The sequence below is a fragment of the Acinetobacter genomosp. 33YU genome (assembly GCF_001990725.1).
GTDB lineage: Bacteria > Pseudomonadota > Gammaproteobacteria > Pseudomonadales > Moraxellaceae > Acinetobacter > Acinetobacter seifertii.
On sequence record NZ_LFZQ01000023.1, the window covers coordinates 1 to 2,146 of the forward strand.

A 2,146-nucleotide genomic window follows, 5' to 3' on the forward strand; every position below is an offset into this window, starting at 1 on the left:
AGTTCGCATAATGTGATGTCCAGATTATGTTACTAAGCCCCAGTGAGAACATTGTTTGTCTCACGGGGCTTTTTAACATCAATCTGCATTATGCGAACTGGAGGGAGAGGAAAGGGTAGGCAGCGACTTGTCGCGCCTGACCTTTCCGTTTTGGGAGGAGTCCACGTCTTCTAATGGTGGACTCTAGTCCGATATTTCGGAATTTTTATAGGTCTTTCGCGTTTCTTACAACTACTTTTCCATGTGCTGATATCTCAACATTTTCTATAGCTTGATCAAGAATGATGTGTACAAGCTCACTATCCTTTATCGGCTGTAGATTTTTATTGATCAGAATTTTATTGAGCTCTACACACTTCTTTCGTAGAGATTCTTGCTCTTTGTCATTTAAACGAACTGTTACTGCCATTTTCGTCACATTTTCGGGTTATTAACTTGCATACAATATTACTTGTATATCTGTTATATGTGCTTGCTATTCATGTGTAATTGTATTAAATTCCGCTTAATGTTATTTGTATACATGCGTAATTAACCCATGCTTGATCATATTTGCATAAATGCGCCATTTGAATCTAGCTTCTACTCAGTAGATGCAGAAGGGCGTTATTTTTTTGTAGATATCGATCTTCATAGTATAGAAATACCACTTGCTTCTCGTTCTGTTCATAAGAATGACGATGGTTCAATTTCTGCTGCTGCGTTATTCCATCCGTTTGAGTCTGTTCCGACTCATTACACTGGTATGGCAATGAAAGTTTTTTTTGACTCTTCGTATGAACCTTTTGTACAGATCAAGGCTTCACCTGCGAAATTGCTTCAAGGTCATAATGTCTTTGGCAGCGACAATATAGAGCAGGGTGCTATGGAAATGATCGGCTTCTTACATGAAGCGTATCCGCTTCTTGCAAGGATGCTAGATTGGCCTCGTGCATGGGTTTCACATATTGATGTGACTTACTCAGCACGATTGAAAGACCAGAACACAGCTAAAAAAGTTTTGGATTTCTTGAGTAATGTCAGCAATGGCCAGACTCGTTTAAGTAACAAGCGTTTCGACAGTTCAGTATATTGGGGTGGTCAGACTTCAAGACTTGTAAATCACAAGTGCTATATGAAGCATGATGAATTTATCGCTCAATTTGAGGAGTATAAGCAACTTGCAAAGAAGAACGATAAAGCAGCTCAACGAGTTGTAGATGTCATGTCCAATTCGGATCTGATTAACTGGACTGTCGGTCTTTTACGTTTTGAATCGCGTTTAAAAAAACGTTGGCTTGAACGTAATGGAATTCCAACCAATCTCTTTGATTTAATTAAGTTTCAACGTTCTAATCCTGATTTACTTCAAACACTCTGGAACAAAGCTACTCATAGCATTTTTGAAGCCTTACGAGGTCAATCTATGAAATTAACAGATGATGCAAGTGTACTTGAAGCCATTGAACGCTCAGAAGTTGTTATGACCAAATCTGGCAAGGTTTCCAACACTAAAGTACGTAATTTATTCGCGATGTTTTGTCTTATCCGTGAAAAAGGATTTGACGAAATTAAAAATAATTACGGTAAGTCTCAGTTTTACAATCTAGTTTCCCAATTGTGTGAATGTGGCTTTTCTAAAGCTTATTTACAGAACCTTCATGATGAGAAGTCTTCAAACATCATTCCATTCGTAAAGCTCGTTGAAATCGACTTTAACCAACAATTGCCAAATTGGTATGAAGAACCAGTTTCGCAGTTTAACTACAAAATTGCATAGGTGAGCAAATGAACAATTCACAACATCCAATTATGACAGTTACAGGCATCCGTAAATCTGCTGGTGATTTCCAAGATCAGTCAACTGGTAAAGAAATTAAGTTCTCGAACACAGTGGTAACTGTGCTTCAAGAATATTCAGACAAAGAGAAAGAACAAGGCGCAATCGGTTTTAAATCGACTGACTACAAGATTAAAGGCGCTCAGTTCTTTAATGATTACATGCATCAGGAATTACCAAACAAAGCTAAATTGATCTTTGATTGGGATTTCACAGGTAAACAGCCAAAGGCAGTTTTAATAGCTTTGGATTTTGATGTTGTTGAAGCAGCGTAATAAAGCTATACGAATCAAAGTGTTAATAATAAAACACTTCGTATAATGTATA

3 protein-coding genes are annotated in these 2,146 nt (G+C 37.5%); 2 read left to right on the forward strand and 1 reads right to left on the reverse strand.

Annotated features, from left to right (window positions below):
• Positions 1-205 precede the first annotated feature (205 nt).
• On the reverse strand, positions 206-409 hold the full coding sequence (locus AC056_RS18830; protein WP_023188345.1) for a hypothetical protein: 204 nt from the start codon (positions 407-409) through the stop codon (positions 206-208).
• Positions 410-538: 129 nt separating this feature from the next.
• On the opposite strand from AC056_RS18830, the gene AC056_RS18835 reads away from it, so the two are divergent.
• Entirely contained in the window at positions 539-1,759 is a 1,221-nt protein-coding gene (locus AC056_RS18835; protein WP_077164451.1) for a phage/plasmid replication protein, II/X family, read from the forward strand.
• Positions 1,760-1,767: 8 nt separating this feature from the next.
• Complete coding sequence (locus AC056_RS18840) at positions 1,768-2,094, forward strand: hypothetical protein (protein WP_077164452.1); 327 nt, start codon at positions 1,768-1,770, stop codon at positions 2,092-2,094.
• Positions 2,095-2,146: the final 52 nt, after the last annotated feature.

Bases quoted from the DNA above. Each gene is read 5' to 3' on its own strand.
- AC056_RS18835 (WP_077164451.1), top strand. From the start codon at position 539: ATGCTTGATCATATTTGCATAAATGCGCCATTTGAATCTAGCTTCTAC.
- AC056_RS18830 (WP_023188345.1), bottom strand. From the start codon at position 409: ATGGCAGTAACAGTTCGTTTAAATGACAAAGAGCAAGAATCTCTACGA.
- AC056_RS18840 (WP_077164452.1), top strand. From the start codon at position 1,768: ATGAACAATTCACAACATCCAATTATGACAGTTACAGGCATCCGTAAA.